General features: G+C 70.8%; 20 protein-coding genes. 6 read left to right on the top strand and 14 right to left on the bottom strand.

Features of this window, described 5'->3' with window-relative positions; translation table 11 throughout:
* Window positions 1-219: 219 nt before the first annotated feature.
* Complete coding sequence (locus tag ACFY1L_RS15325) at window positions 220-3,360, top strand: ATP-binding protein (RefSeq protein ID WP_388823434.1); 3,141 nt, start codon at window positions 220-222, stop codon at window positions 3,358-3,360.
* Here ACFY1L_RS15325 and ACFY1L_RS15320 read toward each other — a convergent pair.
* The 4 genes from ACFY1L_RS15320 to ACFY1L_RS15305 form a co-directional block, all read right to left on the bottom strand.
* Window positions 3,350-4,576 (bottom strand): cytochrome P450, encoded by a 1,227-nt coding sequence (locus ACFY1L_RS15320; RefSeq protein WP_388823432.1) that lies wholly within the window; start codon window positions 4,574-4,576, stop codon window positions 3,350-3,352. The genes ACFY1L_RS15325 and ACFY1L_RS15320 overlap by 11 nt on opposite strands.
* 33 nt (window positions 4,577-4,609) lie before the next feature.
* Window positions 4,610-5,404, bottom strand: coding sequence for an ABC transporter permease (locus tag ACFY1L_RS15315; RefSeq protein ID WP_388823430.1), 795 nt, complete (start codon window positions 5,402-5,404; stop codon window positions 4,610-4,612).
* Entirely contained in the window at window positions 5,401-6,354 is a 954-nt protein-coding gene (locus ACFY1L_RS15310) for an ATP-binding cassette domain-containing protein (protein WP_388823428.1), read from the bottom strand. The genes ACFY1L_RS15315 and ACFY1L_RS15310 overlap by 4 nt, the downstream gene beginning before the upstream one ends.
* A 149-nt stretch (window positions 6,355-6,503) precedes the next feature.
* Window positions 6,504-8,612, bottom strand: coding sequence for an ArnT family glycosyltransferase (locus ACFY1L_RS15305; protein ID WP_388823426.1), 2,109 nt, complete (start codon window positions 8,610-8,612; stop codon window positions 6,504-6,506).
* Between the two features lie 631 nt (window positions 8,613-9,243).
* On the opposite strand from ACFY1L_RS15305, the gene ACFY1L_RS15300 reads away from it, so the two are divergent.
* From ACFY1L_RS15300 to ACFY1L_RS15290, 3 genes are read left to right on the top strand one after another with little or no spacing between them, the layout of a single operon-like run.
* Window positions 9,244-10,374: an ABC transporter ATP-binding protein gene (locus ACFY1L_RS15300; RefSeq protein ID WP_388823424.1), complete on the top strand. Its 1,131-nt coding sequence runs from the start codon at window positions 9,244-9,246 to the stop codon at window positions 10,372-10,374.
* Window positions 10,371-11,084 (top strand): ABC transporter permease, encoded by a 714-nt coding sequence (locus ACFY1L_RS15295; RefSeq protein WP_388823422.1) that lies wholly within the window; start codon window positions 10,371-10,373, stop codon window positions 11,082-11,084. Before ACFY1L_RS15300 ends, ACFY1L_RS15295 begins: the two co-directional genes overlap by 4 nt.
* On the top strand, window positions 11,081-11,749 hold the full coding sequence (locus tag ACFY1L_RS15290; RefSeq protein ID WP_388823420.1) for an ABC transporter permease: 669 nt from the start codon (window positions 11,081-11,083) through the stop codon (window positions 11,747-11,749). The genes ACFY1L_RS15295 and ACFY1L_RS15290 overlap by 4 nt, the downstream gene beginning before the upstream one ends.
* Before the next feature lie 64 nt (window positions 11,750-11,813).
* Here ACFY1L_RS15290 and ACFY1L_RS15285 read toward each other — a convergent pair whose 3' ends face one another.
* From ACFY1L_RS15285 to ACFY1L_RS15270, 4 genes are read right to left on the bottom strand one after another with little or no spacing between them, the layout of a single operon-like run.
* Window positions 11,814-12,416 carry an ATP/GTP-binding protein gene (locus ACFY1L_RS15285; RefSeq protein ID WP_388823418.1) on the bottom strand — a complete coding sequence of 201 codons (603 nt, stop codon included), beginning with the start codon at window positions 12,414-12,416 and terminating at the stop codon, window positions 11,814-11,816.
* Entirely contained in the window at window positions 12,403-12,822 is a 420-nt protein-coding gene (locus ACFY1L_RS15280) for a DUF742 domain-containing protein (RefSeq protein WP_388823416.1), read from the bottom strand. Before ACFY1L_RS15280 ends, ACFY1L_RS15285 begins: the two co-directional genes overlap by 14 nt.
* Before the next feature lie 47 nt (window positions 12,823-12,869).
* Window positions 12,870-13,349, bottom strand: coding sequence for a roadblock/LC7 domain-containing protein (locus ACFY1L_RS15275; protein WP_361260858.1), 480 nt, complete (start codon window positions 13,347-13,349; stop codon window positions 12,870-12,872).
* Window positions 13,346-16,105: an ATP-binding protein gene (locus ACFY1L_RS15270; RefSeq protein WP_388823414.1), complete on the bottom strand. Its 2,760-nt coding sequence runs from the start codon at window positions 16,103-16,105 to the stop codon at window positions 13,346-13,348. The genes ACFY1L_RS15275 and ACFY1L_RS15270 overlap by 4 nt, the downstream gene beginning before the upstream one ends.
* Before the next feature lie 313 nt (window positions 16,106-16,418).
* On the opposite strand from ACFY1L_RS15270, the gene ACFY1L_RS15265 reads away from it, so the two are divergent.
* Window positions 16,419-17,378 carry an ABC transporter substrate-binding protein gene (locus tag ACFY1L_RS15265; protein WP_388823412.1) on the top strand — a complete coding sequence of 320 codons (960 nt, stop codon included), beginning with the start codon at window positions 16,419-16,421 and terminating at the stop codon, window positions 17,376-17,378.
* Between the two features lie 36 nt (window positions 17,379-17,414).
* On the opposite strand, the gene ACFY1L_RS15260 is transcribed toward ACFY1L_RS15265, so the two are convergent.
* The 6 genes from ACFY1L_RS15260 to ACFY1L_RS15235 form a co-directional block, all read right to left on the bottom strand.
* Window positions 17,415-18,797: a glycoside hydrolase family 43 protein gene (locus ACFY1L_RS15260; RefSeq protein WP_388823410.1), complete on the bottom strand. Its 1,383-nt coding sequence runs from the start codon at window positions 18,795-18,797 to the stop codon at window positions 17,415-17,417.
* Between the two features lie 122 nt (window positions 18,798-18,919).
* Entirely contained in the window at window positions 18,920-19,864 is a 945-nt protein-coding gene (locus ACFY1L_RS15255; RefSeq protein ID WP_388823408.1) for an ROK family protein, read from the bottom strand.
* The gene (locus ACFY1L_RS15250; RefSeq protein WP_388823406.1) at window positions 19,861-21,504 is read right to left on the bottom strand and encodes a dipeptide ABC transporter ATP-binding protein; all 1,644 of its coding nucleotides are present in this window, start codon (window positions 21,502-21,504) and stop codon (window positions 19,861-19,863) included. The genes ACFY1L_RS15255 and ACFY1L_RS15250 overlap by 4 nt, the downstream gene beginning before the upstream one ends.
* The gene (locus ACFY1L_RS15245; RefSeq protein ID WP_388823404.1) at window positions 21,501-22,385 is read right to left on the bottom strand and encodes an ABC transporter permease; all 885 of its coding nucleotides are present in this window, start codon (window positions 22,383-22,385) and stop codon (window positions 21,501-21,503) included. Before ACFY1L_RS15245 ends, ACFY1L_RS15250 begins: the two co-directional genes overlap by 4 nt.
* Entirely contained in the window at window positions 22,382-23,341 is a 960-nt protein-coding gene (locus ACFY1L_RS15240; RefSeq protein ID WP_388823402.1) for an ABC transporter permease, read from the bottom strand. The genes ACFY1L_RS15245 and ACFY1L_RS15240 overlap by 4 nt, the downstream gene beginning before the upstream one ends.
* Window positions 23,342-23,344: 3 nt before the next feature.
* Window positions 23,345-25,099 (bottom strand): peptide ABC transporter substrate-binding protein, encoded by a 1,755-nt coding sequence (locus tag ACFY1L_RS15235; RefSeq protein WP_388823400.1) that lies wholly within the window; start codon window positions 25,097-25,099, stop codon window positions 23,345-23,347.
* Between the two features lie 183 nt (window positions 25,100-25,282).
* Here ACFY1L_RS15235 and ACFY1L_RS15230 point away from each other — a divergent pair, with 183 nt between their 5' ends.
* On the top strand, window positions 25,283-26,479 hold the full coding sequence (locus ACFY1L_RS15230) for an ROK family protein (RefSeq protein WP_388823398.1): 1,197 nt from the start codon (window positions 25,283-25,285) through the stop codon (window positions 26,477-26,479).
* Window position 26,480: the final 1 nt, after the last annotated feature.

The raw sequence follows: 26,480 nt of genomic DNA, 5'->3' as shown, positions 1-26,480 counted from the left end.
CGGGGAGCCGGCGTCCGCCCGACCGCCTGCGTTCCCGTTCGCCGCGGCGCCCCACGTAGCCGCGTGAGGCTCCCGGCGGCGGGGCGCCGGCCGGTGTTTCCCGCGCGGCGGGCTTTCCCCTTGGGCCCCCGGGGTCGACTCGCCCGCCGGGCCTGCCCCGGGCGGGTCCCCTGGCGAGGGCGCGGCCCCGAGCCTCCCGCGCCTGACTAACCTGGCGCGGTGACCATCGAGTTGACGCTGCTGTCGTCCGTCTCCCACCGGGGGCAGGAGATCACCGCGCCCCGGCTGCGCGGGCTGCTCGCGCTGCTGGCGGGGGAGTTGCGGGCGGGGTGCGGTGCCGGGCGGCTGGTCGACGGGCTGTGGCCGGACGAGCAGCCCGAGAACCCGACGAAGGCCTTGCAGATCCTGGTGTCGCGGGCCCGCAAGCAGCTCGGCGCCGAGGTCATCGCCAGTACGCCCACGGGTTATCGGCTCACCCTGCGCGAGGACCAGGTCGACTCCTGTGCCGTCCTGCTGTTCGCCGCCGCGGCCGCCGAGAAGTCACGGGCCGGGGACCACGCGGGCGCCCTCGCCGAGGCCGAGGAGGGGCTCGCCCTGTGGGACGGCGCGGCGGTCGACGAAGCCGGCACCCTCGGCGATCCCGTCGGCGAGCTCCGCGCCGAGCGGGCCGTCACCCACCACGCCCTCGCCCGCTCCCGCGCGCTTGCGCTGTCCCGCACCGGCCGCCGGGACGAGGCCGTCGGCCCGCTCGCCGAACTGGCCGCCGCGCACTCCCGCGACGAGGAGCTCCTGCTCGAGCTGATGCGCTGCCAGTCGGCCTCCGCGGGAGCCGCCGTCGCCCTGGCCACGTACGACACCCATCGGCGCCGCCTGCGCGACGAGCTCGGCACCGACCCGGGACCGGCCCTCCAGGAACTGCACCAGGAGCTCCTGCGCGGCGAGGCGCCGGTCGTGCGGCGCGGCGTACCGCACGAGCCCAACCCGCTGCTCGGCCGGGACGCCGACGTCGCCGCCGTGACCCGGCTGCTGCACAGCGCCCGCGTCACCTCGGTCGTCGGACCCGGCGGCCTCGGCAAGACGCGGCTCGCGAGTGCCGTCGCCCGGGACGCCGAGCTGCGGGTCGTGCACCTGGTGCCGCTCGCCGGTGTCCGCCGCGACGCGGATGTCGCCGCCGAGGTCGCCTCGGCGCTGGGCGTCGGCGAGAGCCTGCGGCCGGGTACGGGCGGCGACGTGGTCGCCGGGATCGTGGGTGCGCTGGGCTCCGGACCCGCGCTGCTCGTCCTGGACAACTGCGAGCAGGTCGTGGCCGGGGTCGCCGACCTCGTGCAGGTACTGGTGTCCCGGACCCGGGACGTACGCGTCCTCACCACCAGCCGTGCCCCGCTCGGCCTCTCCTCCGAGACCGTCTACCCGCTGCCCGAGCTCGATCTCCCCACCACCGTCGAGCTGTTCGAGCAGCGCGCCCGTGCCGCCCGCCCGGACGCCGACCTGCCCGCCGACACCGTGGCCGCCCTCTGCCGCCGCCTCGACGGGCTGCCGCTGGCCGTCGAACTCGCCGCCGCCCGGATACGGGTGATGTCGGTCGCCGAGATCGCCCGCCGCCTGGAGGACCGGTTCACGCTCCTGCGGGGCGGCCCCCGCGACGCACCCCGGCGCCACCGCACCCTGCACGCAGTCGTCGACTGGAGCTGGAACCTCCTCGACGAACCGGGGCAGTCCGCCCTGCGCGCCCTGTCCGTCTTCCCGGACGGCTTCACCGCCGAGGCGGCGGAGCAACTCGTCGGCGGCATCGAGGCGTTGGAGGTCCTGGAGGATCTCGTCGACCAGTCCCTGCTGAAGGTGACCGACACCCCGTACGGCACCCGCTTCCGAATGCTGGAGACCGTACGGGAGTTCGCGGCCGCCCATCGCGAGCGGACCGGTGAGGAGGCGGCGGTCACGGGGCGATTCCTGGACTGGGCGAGGGAGTTCGGCGTCGCCCACCACGACGCCCCCTTCGGCACCGACCCCTTCGCGTCCTGGCGGCTCGTCCGCGCCGAGCAGGACAACCTCGTCCAGGCACTACGGCTCGCGCTCGCCCGCGAGGACCTCGACACCGTCGCCACGGTCACCGCCGTACTCGGCGGCCTGTGGACCACCGAGACCAACTACCCCCGGGTGATCGCCCTCACCGAGGACACCGCCCGGCCCCTGTCCCACTACCGGCCCGGCCCCGAGTACGTCGAGCCCACCCGCACCGCCGCCGCCCTGCTGACCGCCAACCTGTTCCTGGGCGTCGGACCGGGCGCCGTCCGCACCCTGGTCACCCTGCGCCGACTGCCGCCCGCCGAACCGGACACGCTGGTCCGGGCGATCGCGACGGTGCTGTGCGCCTTCCCGCGGGTGCTCGCGGACCATGACGCGCTGGCCGAACTCTGCGACAGCGAAAGGCCGTTGCTCGCGGGCGTGGCCAACTGCGTGGCCGGCTATGTGTGGGAGAGCGAGCACCGGCCGGACCTCGCCCTCGCCGCCGCCCGCCGCATGGTCGAGGCGCTCGGTGACGGGGACATCCCGCTGCTGCGGATCTGGCCGGCCTCCCGACTCGCCGAACTGTGCCTGCAGACCGAGCGCGGGGGCGAGGCCCTGGTGCACATGGAGCGCGCGCTGGACACCCTGGAGGGCCTCGGCGAGTGGAGCGACACGATCGGCATGCGATGGGGCCTCATGCTCGCCAACCTGCAGATCGGCGACCTGGACGCGGCCGAGCACTGGCTGGAGGAGGCCCTGCGGAACCAGCCGGAGGGCAACGCCGCCGACGCCTTCACCCCCGACCTGGGCGCCCGTGGCGAGATCGCCCTCGCGCGCGGCGACGTCGAGACGGGACTCGGCCTGTGGCGCCGGGCCCTGGAGCGGATCGAGCGCACCTCCAGCCCGGTCTTCGGCGACGAACTCGTCATGGAGGGCTGGGTGCTGGAGCTCCAGTCGGTCGCCCTCATCGCGCACGCCCGGCACGGCCGCACCCACCTCCTCGCCCCGCTCGCCGCCGCGCTGCCCGGACGTCTCGCCGCCCTGCTGACCCGCCCGACGGCCGCCCCGCACTACGTGACCGTCGACTTCCCGGTCTGCGGGGCGCTGCTGCTCGCCCTGGGAACGGTCGCGCTGGCCGACGGCGACGGCGTTCGCGGTGCCCGTCTGACCGCCCTCGCCGAACGCTTCCGCGCCCTGCGCAACTTCCAGCCGACGATGTCCTCGGCCCGCGCCCGCGAGGACGCCGAGAACGCCGACAAGGCGGCGTACGAGGACGCGGTGTCCTCGTACGCCGCCCTGGATGCGGAGGGGCTCCGGGAAGCCGCCCTCAGCCTGGTGCGGGTCACAGCCTGACGGGCAGGCTCAGCAGGTGGAAGCCGTCGCCGGGCCAGTGCCCGAACCGCACGTCGGCACGGTCCACGGCCAACTCCGGTGCCGCCGACCGCCGTACGAGAAGCTCCTCGAGGACCACGCTCGTCACCAGGCGGCCGAGCGCCGCGCCGATGCAGTAGTGCGGGCCGTGACCGAAGGCCAGATGGCCGTCGCCGCGGCCGAACTCCCTTGTCACGTCGAGGCGTTCGGGGTTGTCGTAGGCCGCCGGGTCGTGATCGGCGGCGAACAGGGCGACCGTCACCGCCTCGCCCTTCCGCAGCCGGGTGCCGGCGAACACGAAGTCCTCGGTGGCGTAGAGGGTGGCGCCCATGCGGACGAGCGTGACGTAGCGCAGGAGTTCCGGGACCGCGCGGCCGAGCAGTGCCGGCTCGGCACGCAGTCGTGACAGCTGGTCGGGGTGGTCCAGCAGGGTGAGGAGAGCGTGGGCGAGGAACAGGGCGGGCGGGGTGATGCCGGTGTTGATCAGCAGGAAGAAGACGGTGACGATCTCGTCGTCGGTCATCCCGCCGTCCGCGAGCAGGGCGGAGACCAGGTCGTCGGCGGGTTCGGTACGGCGCCGGGTGACCAGGTCCTTCGTGTACTCCACGACTCCGCCGAGCCCCTCGAGGACGCGGCTGCCGTCGCCGTACGCGAAGTCGCGGATCCAGCCGCAGACCTTGTCCTGGTCGGCCGCGTCCACGCCGACGAGCGCGCAGATGACGGCCGTGCTCAGCGGGTAGGCGAACTCGGCCAGCAGATCGGCCTGTTCGCGCTCGGCAAGGGCCTCGATCAGCTCTCGTGCCGTCCTCTCCACGAAGGGGCGGAGCGCGGCCACCCGGCGGGCCGTGAAGGCGCGGGTGAGGGGGCTCCGGCGGCGGGTGTGCTCGTCGCCGTCGAAGAGGGCCAGGTGTCCGGAGAGGTACTGGGCGTACTCGGGCGGGAGGCCGTCTGTGCCCTGGGCCAGCAACTCGGCCTGGGGATCCGGCATTTCGGAGTCGGGGACGGTCGATCTGTCCCGGACCAGCCGCGGTTCGGTGAGTGCGGCCTTCACGTCCTCGTGGCGGGTGACCAGTCGTACGGGGGTGTTCAGACCGGGGAGGACGACGTGGCCGAGGCCGGGGCGGGAGCGGAGCTCGGCGTAGGCGCCGACGGGGTTCTCGACGAGTTCGGGGGTGAGGTGGAGGGCGTCGGAGGTCATGTCGCTTGCCTTTCCTGGTGGTTGGCGTGAGTTTCAGCTTGGGTCGCGGTCGAAGAGGCGGAGCGACCACACGAACCCGAGGACCGCGATGGCCACGCTCCACGCCACGGCCATCCAGCCGTTGTGGCCGATCTCCGTGCCGGTGAGCAGTCCGCGTACGGTCTCGATGACCGTGGTGAAGGGCTGGTACTCGGCGAACCAGCGGATCCAGGACGGCATCGAGTCGACCGGCACGAAGGTGCTGCTGACGAACGGCAGCAGGAACGAGATCGGCAGCGGGGCGTTGCTGGCCCCCTCGGGCGTCTTGCTGACCAGCCCGAGGCCGACCGAGAGCCAGGTCAGCCCGAGGACGAAGAGGACGAGCAGCCCGATGGCCGCCGACCACTCCAGGAAGCCCGCGTTCGGGCGGAAGCCGATGGCGAGGGCGACCGCGGTCACCAGCACCAGGTTGATCACCGTCTGGATGACCGACCCGACGACATGGCCGACCAGGATCGACGCCCGGGAGATCGCCATCGTGCGGAAGCGGGCGACGATGCCCTCGGTCATGTCCGTGCACACGGCGACCGCGGTCGGCACGGCGCCCGTGCCGGCGGTCATCAGCAGGATGCCGGGGACGAGATAGGCGAGGTAGGCGGTACGGCCTCCGCCCTGGCCGATCCCGGTGCCGAGCGCGTCGCCGAACACGTAGACGAACAGGAGCAGCAGGAAGACGGGGATGAGCGCGACCTGGAGCGTCATCGAGGGGTAGCGGCGGGCGTGGAGCAGGTTGCGCCGCAGCATGGTGAGCGAGTCGCGGGTGTGGAGGGTCTGGATGTTCGTGCTCATCGGGCCTGCACCTTCTCGTGGTCGGGGCGGCCGGTGACCGCGAAGAAGACGTCGTCGAGATCGGGGGTGTGGACGGTCAGCGAGTCGACGGTGATGGAGGCGCCGTCGAGGATGTCGAACAGGGCGCGCAGGGTGTGGACGCTGCCGTCGCCCGGGACCTGGAGGGTGAGTGCCTCGTCGTCCCGCATTCCTACGTCCAACACCTGGGCGGCGCGGGTGAGTTCGGCCGGGTCGAGGAAGCGGAGGCGGACATGGCCGCCGGGGACCAGCCGCTTGAGCTCGTCCGGGGTGCCCTCGGCGACGATGCGGCCGCCGTTGAGGACGGCGATGCGGTCGGCGAGCTGGTCGGCCTCCTCGAGGTACTGCGTGGTGAGGAAGACGGTGACGCCGCCGTCGACGAGATCGCGGATGATCTGCCACATGGTGTGCCGGGAACGCGGGTCCAGGCCGGTCGTCGGCTCGTCGAGGAAGATCACCTCGGGGGAGCCGACGAGTGTCATCGCGATGTCGAGGCGGCGGCGCATACCGCCCGAGTAGGTGGAGGCGGGCTTCTTCGCGGCCTCCACGAGGTCGAAGCGCTCGAGCAGCTCGGCGGTGATACGGCGGCCCTCGGCGCGGTCCAGGTGGTGCAGGTCCGCCATCAGGGCCATGTTCTCCTCGCCGGTGATCAGGTTGTCCACGGCGGAGAATTGGCCGGTCACCCCGATCGCGGCCCGTACGGACTGTGCGGCGGCGGCCACGTCGTGCCCGGCGACCCGGGCCGCGCCGCCGTCGGCGCGGATCAGGGTCGAGAGGATCTGGACGGTGGTGGTCTTGCCGGCGCCGTTCGGGCCGAGCAGGGCGAAGACCGTGCCGCGCGGGACGTGCAGGTCGATGCCGTCGAGGACGAGCTTGTCGCCGTATGCCTTGTGGAGGGCGGTGGCCTCGATCGCGGTTGTCGTCGGGTTCATGCCGCAGAGCTTGCGGGGGGCCGGATTCAGGGCGGCTTCACGGCGGTTTCAGCGGGGCGGGTGGGCTGAAACCGGTCGTGGCATGAAGAAGGGCGGGCCGCCGGTAGGGGATCCGGCGGCCCGCCCGCTGTGGGTGGGGGATGGGGGGATCAGCTGACGTCGGAGGCGTCCAGGCGGTAGAGGCCGCTGTAGGCGCTCACGGCCGTGCCGTGTTTCTTGACCCAGGTCGAGATCTCGGAGTTGGTGGACTGGCCGCCGTTGCTGCTGACGACGATGTAGTGCAACTTGCCGGACTTCACCAGGCTCTTCAGCTTGGCGAGGGTCATCGCGTTGTCGCTGCCGGACCAGCCGCCCATGGAGATCACCGGCTGACCGGACTCCAGGATGATCGAGGAGGCCGTCTGGTCGGTGGCCACCGCCACCAGCCAGGTGGCGCCGTCCTGGTGCTTCTTCAGGTACGTGATCATCGCGGAGCTGACCTGGGAGCCACCGCCCATGCCGCCACCGCCGCCCGTCTGACCGCCGGTCTTCGACGAGGAGGAGGAAGAGGAGGACGAAGAGCCCTTGTTCGACGAGGAGTTGGAGCTGCCGGACGGAGGCGTACCCATCGACTGGCTGCTGGAGCTACCGGAGCCGCTGGAGCCGCCCGGTGCGGTCCCGCTGGGCTTGGTGCCGCTCGGCGCCCCGCCCTTGCTGCTGCCGCTCGGAGCGCCGCCCATGCCGCCACCGGTGTTGGGGCCGGCCGTCGGGTTGGTGCCGTTGGTGCTCGCGGTGGTCGCCGCCGAGACCGAGTAGGCGGCCGGACCGGCGAGCAGGGCGACGATCGCCGCCAGCGCGGCGAAGCCGACCAGCTTCTGCCGCTTCATGAACCGCCCGACCAGCAGGCCGAGCACAGAGGCCGCACCCGCGAGGCCGACCACGACCTCGGCGACCGTGTACAGCGTCCCGGAGCCGGAGACCCGCTGGAGCAGGACGATCGCCCAGACCGAGCTGACGGCGATCGCCGCCGGGAGCACCCAGGCCCACTTCGCGGCCGAGCCCTCCTTGAAGGCCTTGTGGAGCATGACCCCGCCCGCGCCGGCCAGAGCAGCGATACCGGGCGCCATGGCGGTGACGTAGTACGGGTGGAAGGTGCCCTCGGCGAGGGCGAAGGTCAGGTAGTGCAGGACGAACCAGCCGCCCCAGAGCATCAGCGCCGCCCGCTTGGCGTCGGTCCGGGGAGCCCGGCCGCGCAGTGCCAGCCCGCCGATCAGGGCGATCGCCGCGAAGGGGATCAGCCAGGAGATCTGGCCGCCCATGATCTCGTTGAACATGCGGTAGATGCTCGCGCTGCCGCCGAAGCTGGCGCCGTTGCCCTGCGAGCCGACCGACGAACTCGCCCCGAAGATACGGCCGAAGCCGTTGTAGCCGATGACGAGGTCCCAGACGGTGTTGTCGGTGGAGCCGCCGATGTAGGGGCGCGAGGAAGCCGGAATGAGATCGACGATCACCATCCACCAGGCGCTGGAGGCGATCAACGCCACCGTGCCGACGGCCAGGTTGCGGATGCGCCTGCCCAGGCTGCACTGAGCCGCCCACAGGTAGACCAGGAAGAACGCGGGCAGGACGACGTACGCCTGCATCATCTTCGTGTTGAACGCGAAGCCGATCGCGACGCCGGACCACACCATCGGCATCAGCCGGCCGGTGCGCACGGCCTTCAGCAGCGCGGCCGCGCCGAGCAGCATCAGGAAGACGAGGATCGGGTCCGGGTTGGTGTCGCGGTTGATGGCGACGGTGATGGGCGTGAGGGTCAGCGTCAGGGCGGCGATCGTGCCCGCCACGACCCCGAAGTCCCGCTTGACGAGCCGGTACAGCAGGGCCACGGATCCCGTGCCCACGGCCACCATCGGCAGCATCAACTGCCAGGTGCCGTAACCGAGGACCCGGGCCGACAGGCCCATCACCCACAGGGCGAACGGCGGTTTGTCGACGGTGATGAAGCTGCCGGCGTCCAGGGCGCCGAAGAAGAACGCCTTCCAGCTCTTGGTGCCGGAGTAGACGGCCGCGTTGTAGAAGGTGTTGCCGGTGATGGAGGAGAGGTTCCAGGCGTACAGGGCCGTGGCCAGGACCAGGATCGCCCACAGGGCGGGCCGGGCCCAGCTCGGGTCCTCGGGGGCGCCCATGAAGAGCCTTCTCGCGCGGGACGCGACGGGCGGGGCGGCGGCCCGGTGCCTGCCCTCCTGGGCGGGCGCGGGGGGCGGGGCGAGGGTCGTCATGACGCGTACTCCAGGGTGTCCAGGGAGGTGGCCGCCCGGGCGGGCAGGATTTCGGGGGACTTTCGGGCGGCCGGCACCTGCGGAGTGCGGGCCTGCCGGGGTACGGCGATGCGGGTACGGCCGGTGACGTGCTGTGCAGCATCCGGCGCACGCCCTTCAGGTCGTCGAGGGCGGTACGGACGATGTCGACCCAGTCGACCGGGACCTCGTGGATGCGGAGTCCGTTGCGGTGGGCCAGGACCAGCAGCTCGCCGCGCACCACGTCCGACTGCCGGTGCAGCCGGCTGCCGATGGCGAGGTCGCTGTGCCCGGACAGCAGCGGGGCCACCAGGGGCAGGAAGCCCTGCGGAAGGCGGAGGGTCAGGTCCGACGCCTCCCGCGTTCGTTTCGTTCATGACCATGACGATCGGGCGCTTGGCTGTGGGATCACTGAGCGGGTTCTGAGCGAAGGGTGAGAATCAGCGGACTCACAGGTCGGCCATAGGTGAGTGATGCCGGACCCCAAGGCTCGGCCCCCGGAAAGGCCGTTCCACGGGGCGATCGGATCCCGCCAAGTTCCCGCAGGAGTCGTGAAACAAAACAGGTCTAGACTCGGCCTCCAACAGTCCAGACCCGAAGGGTATTCGGCGTTTTGATACGGATAGATTCAGTCACCAAGCGCTATCCCGACGGCACGGTGGCGGTCGACAACCTCTCCCTGGAGATACCCGACCGATCGATCACCGTCCTCGTGGGTCCGTCGGGCTGTGGCAAGACGACGACCCTGCGGATGATCAACCGGATGATCGAGCCGAGCGAGGGCACGATCACCATCGACGGCAAGGACATCACGCAGCAGCCGGTCAACACGCTGCGGCGGTCCATGGGTTACGTCATCCAGAACGCCGGTCTCTTCCAGCACCGCACGATCGTCGACAACATCGCCACCGTGCCCCGGCTGCTCGGCTGGAGCAAGGACAAGGCCCGGGAGCGGGCGCGGGAGCTGATGGGGCGGGTCGGGCTCGACGGTGCGCTCGCCAAGCGGTACCCGTACCAGCTCTCCGGTGGCCAGCAGCAGCGCGTCGGCGTGGCGCGGGCGCTCGCCGCGGATCCGCCGGTGCTGCTGATGGACGAGCCGTTCTCGGCCGTCGACCCCGTGGTGAGGAAAGGGCTGCAGGACGAACTGCTCCGTATCCAGGAGGAGTTGGGCAAGACCATCGTCTTCGTCACCCATGACATCGACGAGGCCGTGAAGATCGGCACCATGGTCGCCGTGATGCGCACCGGCGGCCACCTCGCCCAGTACGCGCCGCCCGCCGAGCTGCTGTCCGACCCCGCGGACGCCTTCGTCGAGGACTTCCTCGGTGCGGACCGCGGCATCCGGCGGCTGTCGTTCTTCTCCTCCGCCGGACTCGAGCTGCTGACCGCCCCGATCGTCGCGGTCGACGCCACCGCCGAGCAGATCGCCGAGCGCAGCGCCAACGACGTGCCGTACGTGCTCGTCACCGACGTGGACGGCAAGCCGCTCGGCTGGAGCGAGCCTGCCGCCCTGATCGCCGGCGACATCGACCCCGCACAACTCCTGCCGTACGGAAGGCCCTTCGAGCAGGGCAAGGAGTCGCTGCGCGCCGCGCTCGACTGCGCCGTGCTCTCGCCCACCGGATGGGCCGTCGCGGTCGGCGCCGACGGCCGGGTCGCCGGCGTCGTCTCGCAGCAGACCATCGGCGAGGCCATCCGCACCGCGCACGCCGAGGGACGCAGCGACGAGAAGGTCGCCGGATGAACAGCGGCATCTTCGACATCCCGAGCGACCTGCAGAACACGTACTGGGGTCTGGTCGGCCTGCATCTGCGGCTGGCCCTGATCCCGGTCGTGGCCGGGCTGGTGGTGGCGCTGCCGATCGCCCAGTTGTGCGTGCGGCTGCGCTGGCTCTATCCGCCCGTGCTGTGGGTGACGACGATCCTGTACGCGATTCCGTCGCTGGCCTTCTTCGTCGTCCTCATCGACTACACCGGCCAGACCGAACTCACCGTGATGATCCCGCTGGGCGTCTACAGCCTCGTGGTGTTCGTCCCGGCGATCGTGGACGGCGTGCGGTCCGTGCCGCAGGAGACGCTCGACGCCGCCACCGCGATGGGCCTCGGGCCCGTACGCCGTTATTTCCAGGTCCAGTTGCCGATCGCCGCGCCCGCGATCATCGCCGGGCTGCGCGTCGCGACCGTCTCCAGCATCTCGCTCGTCAGCGTCGGCATGCTGATCGGCAACCAGGGCGGGCTCGGCAACCTCCTCAACGACGGCATGATCTACCACCAGCCGCGCCTGGTCTGGCTGTCCGTGATCGGTACGGCCGTCCTCGCCATCCTCGCCGACGCGCTGCTGGTCGTCGTACGCATCCTGGTGACGCCGTGGATGCCGCGCGGCGGCCTGCGCAGGCAACGCCCCGTCGACGAGCCCGAACCCGTCACCGCCGCCCTGGAGGACGCCGTCCGATGAACGTCCTCCACTTCATCAACGCCTTCTTCAGCGACAGCGCCCACTGGCACGGCTACGACGGCATCCCCACCCGGCTGCGCGAGCACATCCAGTATTCGCTCACCGCCCTCGCCATCGCGGCCGCCCTCGGTCTGCCGGCCGGACTGATCACCGGCCACACCGGACGCGGCGGCAACACGGTCGCCTTCATTGCCACCGCAGGGCGCGCCCTGCCCAGCTTCGGCCTGCTGGTGCTGATGTTCGTGCTGCTCGGCCTCGGTCTGACGCCCGTGATGATCCCGCTGGTCGTCCTCGCCGTCCCGCCGATCCTGGTCACCACCTACGAGGCGGTGCGCTCCGTCGACCCGTCCCCGGTGGACGCGGCCCGCGGCATGGGTATGGCCGAGCCGCGCATCCTCTTCCAGGTCGAACTGCCGGTCGCGCTCCCGCTGATCCTCAGCGGCCTGCGCTCGGCCGCCATCCAGATCGTGTCGACGGCCACCATCGCCGCGTACGTCTCCCTCGGCGGCCTCGGCCGGTACATCGTCGACGGCCTCTACCAGCGCAACTACGAGAAGGTGGTGGGCGGTGCGACCCTGGTGGCCGTACTCGCGCTGCTGACGCTCGGCTTCTTCTGGGCGGTGGCGCGGTTCACCGTGTCGCCCGGGGTGCGCCGCAGCAACTGACCCCCGAAGCCGCGGGCCCGGGGCGGATCCTCCATCCGCCCCGGGCCCGCTCCTGTCCCGGCGCTCAGCCCTCCGAACGGGCCAGAGCGAGTTCCAGTACGACGAGCAGCGCGTCCCGCACCGAGCCGCGCTCGCGGGCGTCGAAGACGACGACCGGGACGCGGTCGGCGACGTCGAGGGCCCAGCGGACCTCGTCCAGGGTGTGCTCGACCTTCCCGTCGAAGGCGTTGACGGCGACGGCGAACGGGATCTGGCGGTGCTCGAAGTAGTCGACGGCCGCGTAGCAGTCGTCGAGCCGGCGCGTGTCCACGATGACGAGGCCGCCGATCGCGCCCTCCACGATGTCGTCCCACATGAACCCGAACCGCTCCTGGCCGGGCGTGCCGAACAGATACAGCTTCAGCGTCGGGTCGATGGTGATGCAGCCGAAGTCCATCGCCACCGTGGTGGTGGTCTTGGCCGGGGTGTGGCTGAGGTCGTCCACGCCCGCTGCGACCTCTGTGATGGCGGCCTCGGTGGTCAGCGGCTCGATCTCGGAGATCGCGCCGACGGCGGTGGTCTTGCCCACGCCGAAACCGCCCGCGATCACCATCTTGACCGGCAGCGGCGTCGATACGGCGGCCACCGGAGCGGCCGCGTAGCGGGCGGCCGGTTCAGTCCGAGTCACGGATTACCCCTCGGGAGTCGGGGATGGCACGCAGGGCGTCGATCACCCTGCGCAGGACGGAGGCGTCGTGGGTGACGCCGGAGTCGGGGACGTGCACCGCCAGATACCCGGCGCCGCGCAGGTCCTCGGCGAGGACCCGCACCACGTTCAGGTGCAGCCGCAGCCGGGCCGCGAGCTCCGCGACGGACTGCGGCCGACGGCAGGCGGCGACGATGTCGTACTGCTCGAAGGTGAGCCCTTCGAGCACGGCGAGGCCCTCCGCGGTGGCCACCACCTGGGTCTCCACCGGAACCGGCCGACCGGACGCGGTGGGCGCCACCCGGCCGGCGGTGACCAGGAACGGCCGCACGGCGGAGGCGGGACCGACCGGTTCCGGACCGTCCGGCGGTGGTGAGCCGTCCGCCATGGCTTGTCTTCTTCCTCCTCGACCGCGCCCTCGGCGGCGGCGACCGGTCAGCGTCCGGAAGCGACGCCGACGCTGTTCTTGAGCTGGAGCACGAGCTGGGGGCTGAGCGCGCTGCCGGCCCGGTTGGCGAACAGGGTCATCTCGTAGGCGATGTTGCCCAGCTTGGCCTCCTTGTCGGCGACGACGCCGAGCACGGCGCCGCTGCCGATCGCGGAGACGATGACATGACCGCCCTCCAGGTCGATGATGACCTTGTTGAGCCCGCCGAGCCCGTAGTTGCCGGAGGCTCCGGCGGCCAGGCTGGTCATGCCGGAGACGATCGCGGCCAGCCGCTCGGAGTGGGCGCGCTCGTGCAGCTCCGCCACGGCGATGAGCAGCCCGTCGGAGGACACCGCGATGGCGTCGACGACGCCCGCGGTCTCGGTGGCGAATCGGTTGAGCAGCCAATTGAAGTCGGCTGCGGCGGCCTGCAGTTCGGCCGGCGTGGTGGCTCCCGCGGGGGGAGTGTCGCCTGTCGACGTGCTCACTGCTCGGCTCCTTCCGGGAGGTGGTTCTGGTCGTGCGGGTCGGTGGTCGTGGGCCGGTCGCCGACGCTGTCGCGGTGCGCCCGCTCCACGGCCGCCTCGAACTCGTCGAGCGCGTCCCGTACGGCGTCCGCGTCGGCGGGCCGCGGTGCCTGCCACGCGGTCTGCCGTGCGGCGTCGGCGGTCGTACGGAGGGTGGCACCGCGTACGCGGCGGCGCAGGGGGCGGGAGCCGGCGGGGTCGCCGGGGGACGGGGAAGCCGGTGACGGGGGGCCGCTTTCGGGCTCGGCGACGGGGGTGGCCGAGCCGGCCCGGGACTGGGCGGACGGCGTTGTCGCGCCAGGCCTGACCTCGGACGACGATACCGGTCGGCCGACCTCTGCCGGGCGGGCGGGGGCTGCTTCGTCGGGCCGGGTGTGGGTCACGCCGGAATCCGTCTCGGTTCGGGCCTGCGGGATGAACGGGGTCTGCGCGGCGCCGGGTTCGGAACCGGGCTCGGACGGCAGAGCGGCCGCCGCTTCCGAGGACTGCGCTTCGGTCGAGTCCGCCTCCCGGCGCGGCACCCGGCGGGGGAGCGGCCCGGGGTGGCCGCCGGCGTCCTGGGCGGTGGCGGAGGGGCGCGGGCCTGGCGCGGCAGCGTCTTCCTCGGCGGAGGACCGCGGGCCGGAAGCGGCGCCGACCGCCTCGTCGGAGGGGCGCGTTGCGGTGAGCGGTGCCGACTGCGAACCGAACTCCCGCCCCGTCGGTCCCGCCGCCGAGCCCGCCGTCGACCTTGCCGCCGAACCGCCGGAGGCCCCCGCCTCCACCGGACTCATGGCCAGCAGCAGCGACGAAGGAACCATCACCTCGGCCGTCACACCGCCACCCGGCGTGCGGGACAGCGTGACCCCGACCTCCCAGCGGCGCGCCAGCGCGCCGACCACGAACAGGCCCAGCACCTTCGTCGGCACCACGTCCAGGCGCTCGCGGCGGATCAGCCGGGCGTTCTCCTCGGCGAGCCGCTCGGCGCCCATGCCCAGGCCGTGGTCGGCGATCACGATCGTGGCGCCGCCCGCGGACTCCTCCTCGGCGGAGTCCCGGACGTACACCTCGACGGGGCTGCCCGCCGGTGAGAACGCCACCGCGTTCTCCAGGAGTTCGGCCACCATCAGTGTCAGGTCGCCGATGATGTCCGGCTCCACCATGACCTCGGTGCGCGCGTGCAGCCGTACCCGCTGGAAGCCCTCGATCTGGCCGAGCGCGGCGCGTACGACGTTGGTGAGGGCCGTCGGGCCGGAGTCCAGGACCGTCTCGCGGATGCCGGCGAGCAGCATCAGACTGTCGGCGTTGCGGCGCAGACGTACGGCGATGTGGTCGATGGAGTAGAGGCGTTCGAGGAGAGCCGGGTCGGTCTCGCCGCGTTCCACCGCGTCGATCAACGCCAGCTGACGCGTCGTCAGGTTACTGACGCGGCGGCCGACGTTGCCGAACATCTCGGCGACGTTGCGGCGGCTGAGCACCTGGCGTTCCAGCAGCGCGATCGAGGTGGTCTGCACACGGTTGAACACCCGGGCGAGCTCACCGATCTCGTCGTCCGCGGTGACCGGCATCTCGCGCAGCATGGGCGGGCTGTCGTCCTCGGCGTCGTCGTCGGCCACGCGGGCGAGCTCGCGGCCCGCCACCTCGGCGACCTCCTGTGCGGCACCGGTCAGAGCCGTCACGGGCCGCACCACCGACCGGCGCACCAGCACCGAGAAGGCGAGCCAGAGGACGAAGCCGAGCAGGGCCGCGGCCAGCAGCAGGCCCGCGCGCCACCAGGCGCCGGTGGACGCGCTGTCGGCGCCGTCGGCGATCTGGTCGATGAGCGACGAGGTGATCTGCAGCCGGGCCTGCGCCTGCTTCGGGTAGGCGGGGTAGTCGGCGAGCGCGTCCTGGAACGCCGCCTTGATCTCCGCCGGGGTACTGGCCTGGAGCGTGCTGGGGGCGACCTGGAGCTCGGCGTACGCCTTGGCGATGTCCCGCTGGGCACTGGTGTGCTCGATGCCGCCGAGCTCGTCGGCCTGCTGCTCGGTGGCGAACCGGGCGAAGCGCTCGGCCTGGTTGGTGTAGAGCGTGTACGCACCGACGGCGGTCGTGAACTCGATCTGCGCGTTCGTGTCACCGGTCGTCGCGGAGAACACGCCCGTCTCGAAGGAACCGTGCGCGGCGTCGGCGCGCAGCAGGGAGTCCAGCAGGTTGCCGGTGAAGGTGGCCGCCAGCTCCGGGTTGCGGTCCAGGCCGAGCCCGGCGATCACGGTCTTGGCGGCGTTGTCGTAGGCGGGGTCGATGTTGCTCGCGGGCAGATAGCTCTGCTCGACGGTCCCGCGCAGGCTGGTGAGGCCCTCGACCTCCTTCAGCGCCTGCGCCTCACTGTCCGGCAGCCCGTCGCCGAAGGCCGCGCGCACGTCTGCGATCTGCGTGTCGACCGCCCTCTGCGCCTTGCGGTAGGCGATCAGCGTGGACTGGACGCCCTTGCTGCCCGCCTCGTAGCGCACCGAGAGCAGGATCGCCAGCTGGTGCTCGCTCTCGATCTCGTTGACCAGCGAGGCCACCTGCTCGCTGTTGCGCACGAGGTCCGCCGCGGACGCCGCGTCCCGGGCCTGGCCGACCTGGCCGGCGATGAGATAGGAGAGCAGTACGGCCACCACGGCCAGGGGCACGCCGACCAGGAGATTGAGCTTGCGCCGGAACGGCCATCGGTCGGCGAAGCCGCGTATGCCACCGCGCCTGGTCTGGGGCATGACTGATTCCGATCGATTCTGGACCTGAGGAAAGGTGCACATGACGCCGAAGCGGCCCCCGCACACCGCTGTGACCGACGTCAACTGCCGTGAGACTACCGCCACATTGAATGATCAAGCACGTCGCCCTAAGTCAAGAATCCATTACAAAGCGCGTCCGCTTCCACCTCGTCCTGTTCACGCTCCATTCACAACTGATCACGCATTGAGGCCAATTGGTGACCAGGCTGCTCTTGACTGAGTGAGAACTGGCTGGATTGGATCAGTTCCAGAGTTTGTTTCTCATCAATCCCCCGAGTCCGGAACGGGAATCGTGACTTCCAACGCCGCACGCAGCAGGTCCATCAAGAGCTACTCCGCGACGGCCGTCGCGCTCGCCGCGACCACGGCCCTGCTGGCGGGATGTGGTTCCTCCTCCGACAGCAAGTCCGACAACCCGCTCGACGGAGGGAAGTCCGACGGCAAGACCGTCGTCGTCGGCTCCAACAACTTCGCCGAGAGCATCCTGCTCGCCGACATCTACGGCGAGGCCCTGAAGGCCAAGGGTGTCAAGGTCACCTACAAGCCGAACATCGGCAGCCGCGAGACCACGTACGGCCTGCTGAAGAACGGCTCCATCACGGTGCTGCCGGAGTACAACGGCGCGCTGCTGGCCTACCTCGACCCCAAGGCGACGCCGAAGACGGTCGAGGCGACGACGGCCGCGATCGAGGCCAAGCTGGACTCCAAGCTGGCCCTCCTGAAGCCCGCCTCCGCGCAGGACAAGGACTCCGTCACGCTCAACAAGGCCACCGCCGACAAGTACAAGCTGACGTCCGAGTCCAGCATCGCGGACCTCAAGGACATCGCGAAGGACCTGACCATCGGCGCCTCGCCGGAGTTCCAGACCCGGCAGCAGGGCCTGGTGGGCCTGAAGTCGGTCTACGGCCTGGAGTTCAAGTCCTTCAAGGCGCTGGACGCGGGCGGCCCGCTGACCCAGGCGGCGCTGAAGAAGAACACCGTGCAGGCCGCGGACCTCTTCACCACGGACCCGACCATCGTCAAGGAGCAGCACGTCGTCCTCCAGGACCCGAAGAACCTCTTCGGCTTCGAGAACGTGCAGCCGCTCGTATACAAGAGCGGTCTGTCCTCGGCGGGCCAGGAGGCGCTCGACGCGGTCTCGGCCAAGCTCGACACCAAGGCCCTGCTGGACCTGGACTCCCAGGTCCAGCTCGACAACAAGGACCCGCTGGACGTCGCGAAGGCCTGGCTGAAGTCGGTCGGCCTGGGCTGACCCGAGTACGGGCCGGGCGGTGAGCCCGGCCCGTTCTCAGTACCCGACGTAGAACGTCGCGTCCTGCTTCTCGGTGGTGGTCGATATCGGGTCGATGCGCAGGACGTAGTTGGAGTGGCGGATGTAGCGGGTCGGGTTGTTGTACGACCGGAACGACGACCAGGAGGCGTCGGCGAGACCCGCGGTCCTGTAGAACGTGGCGTCCGCGGCGAACGTCGACGTGCCGTCGTTCACGTCCAGCTGGAGCGCGTAGTTGTAGTGCCGCAGGTACCGGGTCGGGTAGTTGACCGACTGGAACGAGACGCCCGAGGAGTCCGCGAGGCCCGGCACCAGCTTCCACTGGGAGTCGGTGTACGGGTCGAAGGCGTACTCGTCGATCCGGCCGACGAAGTTGGAGTGGCGGACGTAGCGGGCCGGGTAGTTGTAGGACTTCAGCCGATTCCAGGCGGGGGTGCCCCACTTGGCGATCAGGTTGTTGTACTCGGTCGAGGTGATCGGCTGGATGCCGCAGTGCTTGGAGTTGAGCGGCTGGGTGTAGATCTTCTGGTCCAGCGCGGTCCAGGTGCCGGCGGCCAGGCTGCTGGTCTGCCAGGCGTAGAAGACGCCGTTCGGCGACCAGGTGTCGCCCCACAGGTACCAGGTCGAGCTGGACGTCAGTGACTTGACCAGGGTCGGGGCCTCGGTGCCGTTGTGCGAGACCGCGGTGCTGAACTCCGTGAAGCTGCCCGGGTCCAGCGAGGTGGAGCGAGCCCCGACCAGCGTCGAGTTCTTCTTGAAGTAGAGGTAGTTGACGCCGTTCACGCCGATGGCCAGGTCGCCGTCGATGACGTCGTAGCCGGGGTCGAAGAAGACCTGGGGGCTGCCCGCGGTCACGAAGTCGCTGGTGTAGTTCACCATGATCACGTTGTGGCCGCTGGAGTTCACGGCCGAGTAGATCACGCCGTACTGGCCGCGGCTCGCGTCCCAGTAGGCCTCCGGCGCCCAGCTGTGGGTGTCCATGCCGTGCAGCTTCATCCGTCGGTAGCCGGTGAAGGTGCGCAGGTCGGTGGAGTCCCAGACGTGGATGTACTGGCTGACGTACGTCCAGTCGGTGCCCTTGAGGTCGGTGGCGAGCACCACGAACGTGCCGTCCTGCTTGCGCAGGATGAAGGGGTCGCGCAGGCCCGTGGAGCCCGCGGTCGGGGTGGCGACGGGGTCGTTCTGGTTGAGCGGGGTCCACTGCAGGCCGTCGGGGCTGACGGCCAGGTGCAGGCCGTAGTTGGCGGCCAGCATGTCCGGGGACTCGGTGAAGTAGCACATCACGTACGCCGAGTTGGTGGCCGCGCGAGCGGTTCCGGCGCCGAGCGCCAGCGCGCCGGTCGTGGCCAGCGGAACGGTGGCGGCCAGGCCGAGGAAGTGGCGGCGGGAGGGGTGGGACATCGGCTCTCCAGGGGTGCGACTCTGTTCGGTAAATCGAACAAGGTTCGAGCGAGCGACCAGAAGCTAAGGAGAGTGGTGCGTACGCGTCAATCATGCGGCCGCGCTTGGCTGGTTTTAGTCGTTCACCTTGCCGTCTGCTGTGCGGCTCCCCTGTGGATCTCGGCCCGCGCCCGCGCCGCCGCCCCGACCGCCACCGCGTCGCCGCCGAGCCCGGCGGGCAGGACGCGGACCGGGCGCCCGCTGACGGGGGGTTCGGCGGCCAGGGCCCGCCGGATCGACGGCTCGACGAGCGACCAGGACCGGCTGACGCCCCCGCCGATCACGAACGTGGTGACGTCCAGCAGACCCGCCGTGATCAGGACCGCCCGGGCCACGCCCGCGCCCGCCGCCTCGTACACCGCCAGCGCGTCCGGGTCACCCAGCCCCGCCGCCGCGGCGACGGCCTCGGCGGTCACCGTCCGGCCGGTGCGCTCGCCGTAATGGGCGGCGATCGAGCGGCCGGACGCGAGGGTCTCCAGGTGGCCGCGGCCGCCGCAGGTGCACGGCAGTTCGCCGAAGCCGGGGACGTGCCCGATCTCGCCCGCCGCGCCGTGCGGACCGTCGTAAAGGGCGTGATCCAGCCACAGCGCGCCGCCCACACCGGTGCCGAGCGTCATGCCGAGCACGTCCGGCTCGCCCGCGACCGCGCCGGCAGTCGCCTCGCCCCGCAGGAACGCGTTGACGTCGTTGTCGAGGAACGCCGGTACGCCCAGGACCCGTTCGACCTCGGCGGTCACCTCGAACCCGGCCCAGTCGCGGAAGGAGTCGCTCGCCACCAGGATCCGCCCGGCCCGCGCGTCCACCACTCCGGCCGCTCCGACCCCGACACCGAGCGGCCGCCCGGGCGTACGGTCCAGCAGATGCCGTACGGCGGCCAAGGCGGCGCCGACCATCGCCGTGCCGCCCTCGGCCGCCGGGGTCGGCACCTCCAGGCGGTCGACGATGCCCAAGTCCTCTGTGCACAGCGCCACTTGGGTGGTCGTGCCGCCGATGTCGACGCCGACGACCACCTCGGGAGCACGGATCACGCGGTGGCCCCCGTCCGGTGACCGGCGCGTCGCCGCCGTTGCACCACCGGGTCCGGCACGGGCACGGCCGCGATGAGACGGCGCGTGTACTCGGTCTCCGGACGCAGGAGGGTCTTCATGGTCGGCCCTTCCTCCTCGACCCGACCGTCCCGCATGACGACGACCCGCCCGGCGAACTCCTGCACGACGGCCAGGTCGTGGGAGACGAACAGGCAGGCGAAGCCGAGCTCGCGCTGCAGCTCGGCGATCACTTCGAGGACCGTGCGCTGCACACTCACGTCCAGTGCGCTCGTCGGCTCGTCCGCGACCAGGAGCCGGGGTTCGAGGGCCAGGGCGCGCGCGAGGCTCACCCGCTGGCGCTGACCGCCGGACAGCTCGCGCGGTCCGCGTCCCGCCAACTCCCGTGGCAGCCGCACCAGTTCCAGCACCTCCGCGATCCGGGCCCGCCGCTCGGCCGCCGACATGCCCCGGCGATGCATCCGCAGCGGCTCGGCGACACACTCGGCCACGCTCATCCGGGCGTCCAGCGAGGCGACCGGGTCCTGGAGCACCACGCCCACGCGGGACAGCAGGGCCCGCCGCTTCCGGCCCCGGGAACGCCCCAGGTCGGTGCCGAAGAGCGACACCGTGCCGGAGTCCGCCGGGACCAGACCGAGGGCGACCCGGGCCGCCGTGGACTTGCCGGAGCCGGACTCGCCCACGAGACCGACGGTCTCGCCGGGCCGGACGTCGAGCGACACGCCGTCGAGGGCCCGTACGGCCCGGGGGCCTCGGCCGAACTGCACGGAGACGTCCCGGAGTTGCACCACCGGAGCATCCTCCTTCGGGGGAGCGTCCTCGCCGCTGAACACCAGTCGAGGCACCGCCGCCAGCAGCTTCCGTGTGTACTCGTGCGTCGGCCGCAGCAGTACCTCGTCCACCGGGCCCGTCTCCACGATCTCGCCCTGCAGCATCACGGCCACGCGGTCCGCGAAGTCGGCGACGACGCCCATGTTGTGGGTGACCAGCAGCACGCCCGTGCCCGAGTCGGCCGCCAACTCCCGTAGCAGATCGAGGATTTCGGCCTGCACGGTGACGTCGAGCGCGGTCGTCGGCTCGTCCGCGACCAGCAGGGCCGGCGAGTTGGCGATCGCCATCGCGATGACGACCCGCTGCCGCTGTCCGCCGGAGAGCTCGAACGGGAACGCGGACGCCCGCCGCTCCGGCTCCGGAATGCCGACGCGGCGCAGGAGCTCGACCGCCTCACGGGCGGCTTCCGTCCGCGAGACGGGACGGTGGTTCCGGATGACCTCGGCGATCTGCGCGCCGACCCGGGTGAGCGGGTCGAGGGCGGTGGCCGGCTCCTGGAAGACCATCGACGCCGTACGGCCGCGCAGACGGGCGAGTTCGGCTTCGCGGGCCCCGACGACGTCCGTGCCGTCGATCGCCACCCGGCCCGACACCCGCGCGTTGCCGGGCAGCAGGCCCATCGCGGCGAGGGCCACGGTCGACTTGCCGGAGCCGGACTCGCCGACCAGGGCGAGCGTCTCGCCGGGCCGCACCTGCAGTGCTATGTCACACACCGCGGGTACGTCACCGGTGTCGGTCGTGAACGTGACCTCGAGCCCCTCGATCTCCAGCACCTTGTCCCGCGCGTTCATCCGCGCCCCCTCACGTCGAAGGCGTCGCGCAGCCCGTCGCCGATCGCGTTGAACGCGCACACGACGAGGATGATCGCGAGACCGGGTGGAACGATCAGCCACCAGCGCCCGGAGTACGCCGCCGTCAGACCGGCGGACAGCATCCCGCCCCAGTCGGTCTTCGGCGGCTGCACACCCAGGCCGAGATACGAGACATAGGCGACCAGCAGGATCGCGTCGGCGACCTGGAAGGTGGCCGCGACGACGATCGTGGACACCGAGTTGGGCAGGATGTGCCGGGCGATGGCCCGGCCGTGAGTGCCTCCGGTCGCGCGCAACGTCAGCACGTAGTCGCGGCTCTTGAGCGTGAGCGTCTCCGCCCGCACCAGCCGGGACGGCACCAGCCACGACACCAGACCGAGGACGAGGATCAGCCCGAGCGTGTCCGGAGTCGTGATCGCCGACACCACCAGCAGGATGAACAGCGCGGGGATGGCGATCCCGGCGTCCACGACCCGCATCATCACCGCGTCCACCCAGCCGCCCGCGTACCCCGCCGCCGCGCCCCACAGCGTGCCGATGACGGTGGCGAGGATCCCGGCCGCAAGCCCGACGAGCAGCGAGACCCGCCCGCCGTACATGAGCCGCCCGAGCTCGTCGTGTCCCACGGCGTCCGTGCCGAGCCAATGGGAGCCGCCGGGCGGGAGGTTGACCTGGGTGAGGTCGGTGTGGGTCTGGTCGGTGGAGTGGAGGAGGGGGCCGATGAAGCAGAAGAGAAGGAAGAGGACGACGACGGTGAGTCCGGCGACCGCCAGCTTGTTGCGGGTGAACCTTCTCAGGGACAGCCGGTAGTTGGCGACCGGCTCGACCGTCGGCGTGGTGGTCTGCAGTACGGCGCTCATGTCCTGGCCGCCTTCACTCGGGGATCGACGATCCGCTGGACGACGTCCGCGAGCAGCGTGCCCACGACGGTCGCCACGGAGATGACCAGCACACAGCCGAGCAGCACCGGATAGTCGGAAGACTGCGCGGCACTCCAGAACAACAGCCCCATCCCCGGGTAGTTGAACAGCTGCTCCACCACGAGCGCACCGCCGAACAGAACCGGCACGTAGTACCCGAGCATCGCCACAACCGGCGTCAGCGAGTTACGAAACACATGCCGGAAGAGAATCGCCCCCTGCCGCGCCCCACCCGCCCGCGCCGTACGCACGTAACCCTCGGACAGGTTCTCCAGCGTCGCCGCCCGCATGTACCGACTGAACACGGCGACCATCGACGCGGCCCCCGTGACGACCGGCAGCACGAGCGCCACCGGATCCGCGAACACCTGGGCCACGGTGTCCCCTTGCGGCGCCTGGGACGGAAACCACCGCAGCGTCTGCGTGAAGACCAGCACCAGGATCAGACCCAGGAAATACACCGGCGTCGAGTACGCGACGAAGCTCAGCGTGGTGATGACATAGTCGGCAGGCTTGTTGCGCCGCACCGCCTGCCACATGCCGAGCGGAATCGCGAGCAGCAGCCCGACGAGCGCGGACAGGACCGTCAACACCAGGGTTTTCGGGAGGCGTTGCTCGATCAGCTGCGACACGGCCTCGTTGAGTGTGTACGACGTCCCCAGGTCACCGTGCAGCAGCGTGCGCAGGTAGTAGACGTACTGGACCGGCAGCGGACGGTCCAGGCCCTGTTCGTGGTTGAAGGCCGCGATCTGCTGGGCCGTCGCCTGCGGGCCGAGGATCCCGCGTGCGGGACCCCCGGGCAGCGCGTGCAGCAGGCAGAAGACCACGACCGTGACGATGAGGACCACCACGAGGGCCTGGGCGACCCGCCGGGCCAGGTAGGCGAGAGTCTCCATGCCTCAGCTGGTCCACTTCCACTGTGCGGGGTGGAAGTTGGCGAGCGAGTCCTGGGAGAAGCCGCCGAGGCCCTTCTTGACGACGGAGATCTGGTAGTCGGGCTCCGGCAGCCAGATCACCGGCAGGTCCTTGGCGAGGGCCGCGCTGTAGTCCTGGATCGCCTGGTTCGAACTCGACGTCGTGGACGCGGAGATGAGCTGGTCCACCGCCGTGTCGGAGTAACCGCCGAAGTTCGAGCCGCCCTTGGACTGGAAGAGCGAGTCGCCGGTCGGGAAGGCGTTGAAGTACCAACTGCCCGCCGTGCCGAAGAAGGACAGCTGCCACTTGCAGATCGACTGGCTCGCCGTGCACTGCGGGGTCTGCGACAGCACCGAGTTGACCGGCGCGGTCTTGATGGAGAACTTGATGCCGGTCTTCGCGAGCGAGGACTGGATCGCGCTCATCATGTTGTCGGTGACGGTCGAGCCGGACTGCGACAGCACCTGCATCTCGAACTTCGTCCCCTTGGCGACCCCTTCACCGCATTGGGAGGCGCCACTGCCCGGGCTCGTGCAGGTCATGACCCCGCCCTGCTCCGTCCAACCATGGGCGGTGAGAAGGGACTTGGCCGCGCTCGTCGAGAACGGATACGGGTTGTCCTTCTGCGTCTGCGAGAGGAAGTCGGAGGTCTGGGCCTGCGGGATCGGCCCGTAGCCCGGTACCGCCGTCCCGTTGAAGACGACCTTCGCGAGACTCGTCTGGTCGATCGACCGCTGGACCGCCTGGCGGGCGTACAGCTGCTTGAACACGGCACCCATGGCAGGGTTGTTGAAGTTGTACGGCATGTAGGTGATCGCCCAGCCCGACCACGGCTTCACCTCGTAGCCCTGTGCGGTGAAGCTGTCCTTCTGGTCGAGGTCGGTCGCCTCGATGTAGCCGTAGTCGACGCTGCCCGAGCGCAGGGCGTTCTTCTCGGCGTCCGCCGTGGTGAAGGGCAGCAGGTTCACCGTGGGGATGCCGGGCTTCTCGCCGCCGTCGTACTTCTTGTTGGCGCTCAGGACGACCTTGCCGGCCGTCGAGAAGGACTTCACGGTGTACGGGCCGCTGATGGTCTTCCAGAGCGGGTTGGAGGCGTAACTACCGATGTTCTTGGCCGCGTTGTTGAGGTACGTCCAGGTCTGCTTCGGACTGCCCTTGTCCCAGACGTGCTCGGGCAGCGGGGTGATGCTGTTCAGCTCGTTCGCCAGCATCCACTGCGGGTTGTACGCCTTGTCGAAGGTGATCGTGAAGTGGCGGTCGTCCTCGGCCTTGAAGGAGGTCCAGTTGTCGGGCGCCTTGCCGGGCGTGTAGCCCGCCCACTGCGCCTTGTTGGCCTTGATGAGGTCGAACCAGAACTTCACGTCGTCGGAGGTGATGGGCTTTGAGTCGCTCCAGTGGCGGTCGCCCAGGGTGATCTTCACGCTCTTGTTGTCGGACGCGAAGTCGGCGGCCGTCGCGATCGAACCGGCCTTGTTCCAGGCGATTTTGCCGGTCGAGCCGTCGTACGCGATCAGCGGCTCCCACAGCGTGTTCGCAATGGAGATGTTGTTGGTGTTCAGATGCGCGGCCGTGCCGATCGGCAGGATCCAGTTCGGCGTGAAGTTTGCCGGCAGCGCGTAGTTGATGGAGTCCTTGGACGTGGACGACGTGCCGCTCGTCCCGGAGCAGCCCGCGAGCAGCAGCGTGCCCGCGGAGAAGGCGACACCGGCGGCCAGGAGTCTGGTGCGGGCAGGGGACATGGCTCTCCTCGCAGAAAGGGGGGAACTCAGGCGGGGGCGAGGACAGTCAACGACCCGAGTGTTCGAAGAAACAGGCGTGCAGCTGTAAAAAGCCTGTTACTGCTGTTCTGAAAAAAGCGCGGGGAGGCCGGAGTTGACCTACGCTCGTCGCTCCGAACGCCGTCGACGGAAGTTACTTCGTCCATGACCGAAAAAAGTCCGCCACGTCGCAAGAGCGGCGTCGGGGTCTCCTCGCTCGCCGAGCGCGTACTCGAACTCCTCGCCTCCGGACAGGCCACGACGCGTACGGAGATCGCCGCGCTGCTCGGGGCCGCGCCCTCGACGATCTCCTTCACCGTGGGCCAGTTGCTGGAGCACGGGCTGGTCGCCGAGGAGGGCACGGTGTCCTCCGCAGGCGGACGCCCGCGCAAGGTGCTCCGCCTCGGCGGCAGCGACGGCTTCGCGGTGGCGGCCGAACTCGGCGGCAGACACGCGCACGTGGGCGTGGTGCTCCCCGGCGGCGGCCTCACCGACGTCTCGACGGTGCCGTTCCCGACGGCCGACGGCCCCGAGGCCGCGCTGCCCGGACTCGCCGAGACGCTGGAAGGGCTCGCGGACAAGCACGGGCGGGCCCTGCTGCGCGGAGTCGGCCTCTCCCTGCCCGGCCCCGTCGACGTCGCGTCCGGCGTCGTCACGCTCCCCTCCCGCATGCCCGGCTGGAACCGCTTCCCCGTCCGCGCCTGGCTGGAGGACCGCTTCGGCGTCCCCGCGGCCATCGAGAACGACGCCAACTGCATGGCCGTCGGCGAGCACACCGTCCAGCCCGCCGGGCGCCGCCAGTCGATCATGGTGAAGACCGGTACGGCCATAGGCGCCGGCGTCATCGCCGACGGCCGCCTCTACCGCGGCGGCACCGGCGCCGCCGGCGAGATCACCCACGTCCGCGTCGAGGCCGCCCACGACATCCCCTGCTCCTGCGGCAACACCGGCTGCCTGGAGACCGTCGCCTCGGGCGCGGCCCTCGTCCGCATCCTGCGCGAACGCGGCCTGGAGGTGACGTCAACCGAGGACGTCGTACGCCTCGCCTCCGACGCCGACCCGGAAGCGACCCGCGCGGTCCGGCAGGCCGGCCGCTACCTCGGTCAAGTCCTCGCCGCCAACGTCAACTTCTTCAACCCCGACGCCGTCTACCTCGGCGGCATCCTCTCCACGCTGGAGCCGTTCGTCGCCGCCGTACGCAGCCAGTTGTACGAGGGCTGCCATCCGCTGGTGACCGAGCATCTGGCGATCGAGCGGGCCAGCCTCGGCGCCGATGCGGGCCTGGCCGGCGCGGGCCAGTTCGCGCTGCAGCGGGCGCTGGCGCACGCACTGCACGCCGTGACCGGCAACCACCACCCCTGAC

It is taken from the genome of Streptomyces sp. NPDC001663 (assembly GCF_042893105.1).
Taxonomy (GTDB): Bacteria; Actinomycetota; Actinomycetes; order Streptomycetales; family Streptomycetaceae; genus Streptomyces.
This window is presented reverse-complemented; position numbering and strand designations above follow the sequence as displayed.